We start from the raw sequence: 3,030 nt of genomic DNA on the forward strand, positions 1-3,030 counted from the left end.
CTGGACCCCCTTCACCACCAGCGCCACCACGCCGGTCGACCTGCCCACCTATCCCTTCCAGCGCCGGCGCTACTGGCTCGACGCGCCCAAACCCATCTCGGGCGCGGACGGTCTGGGGCTGACGGCGACCGGCCATCCGGTGCTGACCACCTTGGCCGAACTCCCCGACGGGGGCGGGTACCTCTTCACCGGCCGCGTCTGCGGGACCGACCCCGCCTGGGTGGCCGAGCACGTCATCTTCGGCACGATGATCGTGCCGGGTGTGGCCTTCGTCGATCTCCTCCTGCATGCCGCGGGTCATGTGGGCTGCGAGCACATCGAGGAGCTCACCCACCACGTGTTCCTCGCCGTGCCGGACAACGGCGCGCTGCAACTGCGTGTCCTCGTCGAGTCGGCGGACGACTCCGGGCGGCGCTCCTTCACTGTCTACTCACGGCCCGAGGACGCGCCGGCCGAGACCTACTGGACCTGCCACGCCACGGGAGTGCTCGCGGCCGAACGCCGGGAGGCCCCCGCCGCGATCGACGTACTGGCGGACGAGGTCTGGCCCCCGGCCGGTACCGAGGCCGTGGACACGGAGGAGTTCTATCGCCGGGTCACCGGCGCGGGCTTCGGTTACGGACCGCTGTTCCGCGGGATGCGGGCGGCCTGGCGGGACGGGAGCACGACGTACGCGGAGGTCTCCCTTCCCGACGACGCCGCCCCCGGCGCCTTCGGCATCCACCCGGGCCTGTTGGACTCGGCCCTCCAGCCGGCGGCGCTGATCGCCGGGGACGATGCGGCGGACGACACCATCCGGGTGCCGTTCTCGTGGGCCGGTGTGTCCCTCCACGCCACGGGGGCGAGGGCCCTGCGGATACGCCTTCTGTGGCCCACCCCGGACACCGTGTCCCTGGTCATCTCCGACCAGACGGGTGCGCCGGTCATGACGATCGACTCCCTCATCATGCGGACGGTCGGTCCCGAGCAGCTCGCCCTCGCGCGGGCCGCCGACGCCGGAGAGCTGTACGAGGTCGACTGGCTCGCCGTGCCGGTGCCCGAGGACGGGGCCCGGGGCGCGGTCGGGGCCACGTGGGCCGTGGTCGCCGATCCGCTGGAACAGCACCTGGCGGCCTCGCTGTCCCGGCTCGGGACAGCGGTCGACATCCTGCCGGACCCGGTGACGCTCCCGGCGGCACGGGAGGACGAGAGCGCCGGACCGGACCTTTTCGTCACCTGGTGCCTGTCCGAGCCCGGCGCCGACCCGGTGCGGACCACGCGTTCCCTCACCCATCACCTGCTCGGTCTCGTTCAGGCGATGGTGTCCGACGAACGGCCGGACTCCCGTCTGGTGGTCCTCACCAGGGGCGCGATGTCCACGGGTACCGGTGACGAGTCGGCCGACCTGGCCGGAGCCGCCGTCTGGGGCCTGATCCGCACCGCCCAGACGGAACACCCCGACCGGTTCGTGCTGATCGACCTCGACGACTCGGACGCCTCCCTGCGGGCCCTCCCGGCGGCCATTTCCACCTCGGAGCCACAACTCGTTCTGCGCAACGGCCAGTTGTCGGCCCCGCGCATCGGCCGAGTCCGTACCGACGCACCGGACAGCGGACCGGCCGCCTCACCTGCGCCGTTCGACCCGGACAAGACGGTGCTCATCACGGGTGGCACCGGCGCGCTGGGCACGCTCCTCGCCCGACACCTGGTGGACGCGTACGGCGCCAGGAAACTGCTGCTGGTCAGCCGGCACGGTGCGCGGGCGGGCAGCGACATCGTCGCGGAACTCGCCGGACTGGGCGCCGAGGTCACGATCGCGGCCTGTGACGCCGCCGACCGGCAGTCGCTGGAGGCCCTGCTCGCGAACCTCCCGGAGAACCACCCGCTCGGCGCGGTCGTGCACTGCGCGGGCACGCTCGACGACGGCATCGTGACGGCGCTCAGCCCCGAGCGGTTCGACACGGTGCTCCGTCCGAAGGTCGACGCCGCCTGGAACCTGCACCGGCTGACCCGGGACATGGACCTGGACGCGTTCGTGCTGTTCTCTTCGGTGGTCGGCGTCCTCGGCTCTCCCGGCCAGGCCAACTACGCCGCCGCCAACGCCTTCCTCGACGCACTCGCCCAGCAGCGGCGGGCGGAGGGGCTGCCCGCCAAGTCCCTCGCCTGGGGCCTGTGGCAGAGCGGCATGGCCGACACCCTGGACGAGCGGGACCGGGCGCGCATGAACCGCAACGGACTGCTGCCGATGCCTGCCGACCAGGCCCTCGGGCACTTCGACGCGGCGTTCGGGGCGGAGCCCGCGGTACTGGTCCCGGCCAAGCTCGACCTCACGGGCCTGCGGGCCCGCGCCGCGTCCGCTCCCGTACCGCCGATGTTCCGCGGACTGGTCCGCGCGCCCCTGCGCAGCGCCGCCCAGACCGCCCAAGCCGCGGGAGCGGCCGGCGGACTGCGGCAGTCGCTCGCGGGGCACCCGGAGCCCGAGCAGAACCGGATCCTCCTGGAGTTCCTGCGCACGCACGTGGCCTCCGTGCTCGGACACGATTCGCCCGACGCGATCGAGACCACGCAGTCGTTCCAGGAGTTGGGCTTCGACTCGCTCAGTTCGGTGGAGCTGCGCAACACGCTCAACAAGGCGTCCGGGATGCGGCTACCGTCCACCCTGCTGTTCGACTACCCCACGCCCGTGGTACTGGCCGGCTACATGCGCACCGAACTGGTGGGCAGCGAGCAGGCGGACGGTGGCGCCCAGCCCGCCCGGCGTACCGCCCGCAGGGCACCGGCGAGGAGCGGGACACCCGAGCCGATCGCGATCGTGGGCATGGGCTGCCGCTTCCCCGGCGACGCCGACACACCCGAGAAGCTGTGGCGGCTGGTGGCGGACGGGCAGGACGCGGTGGGCGGGTTCCCGGACAACCGCGGCTGGGACGTGGAGAACCTCTACGACCCGGACCCGGACGTCCGCGGGAAGACCTACGCCCGTGAGGGCGGCTTCCTGTACGACGCCGACCGCTTCGACGCCGAGTTCTTCGGCATCAGCCCCCGCGAGGCCCT

At 72.7% G+C, this 3,030-nt stretch carries 1 protein-coding gene; it reads left to right on the top strand.

Annotated elements, in window-relative coordinates; genetic code table 11:
• Nucleotides 1–3,030, top strand: a 3,030-nt coding sequence (locus ACH4NX_RS38305) for an SDR family NAD(P)-dependent oxidoreductase (RefSeq protein ID WP_398153398.1), incomplete at both ends; no start/stop codon positions are given.

Origin of the sequence: Streptomyces sp. NPDC017225 (assembly GCF_044331465.1) — a bacterium.
Taxonomy (GTDB): Bacteria; Actinomycetota; Actinomycetes; order Streptomycetales; family Streptomycetaceae; genus Streptomyces.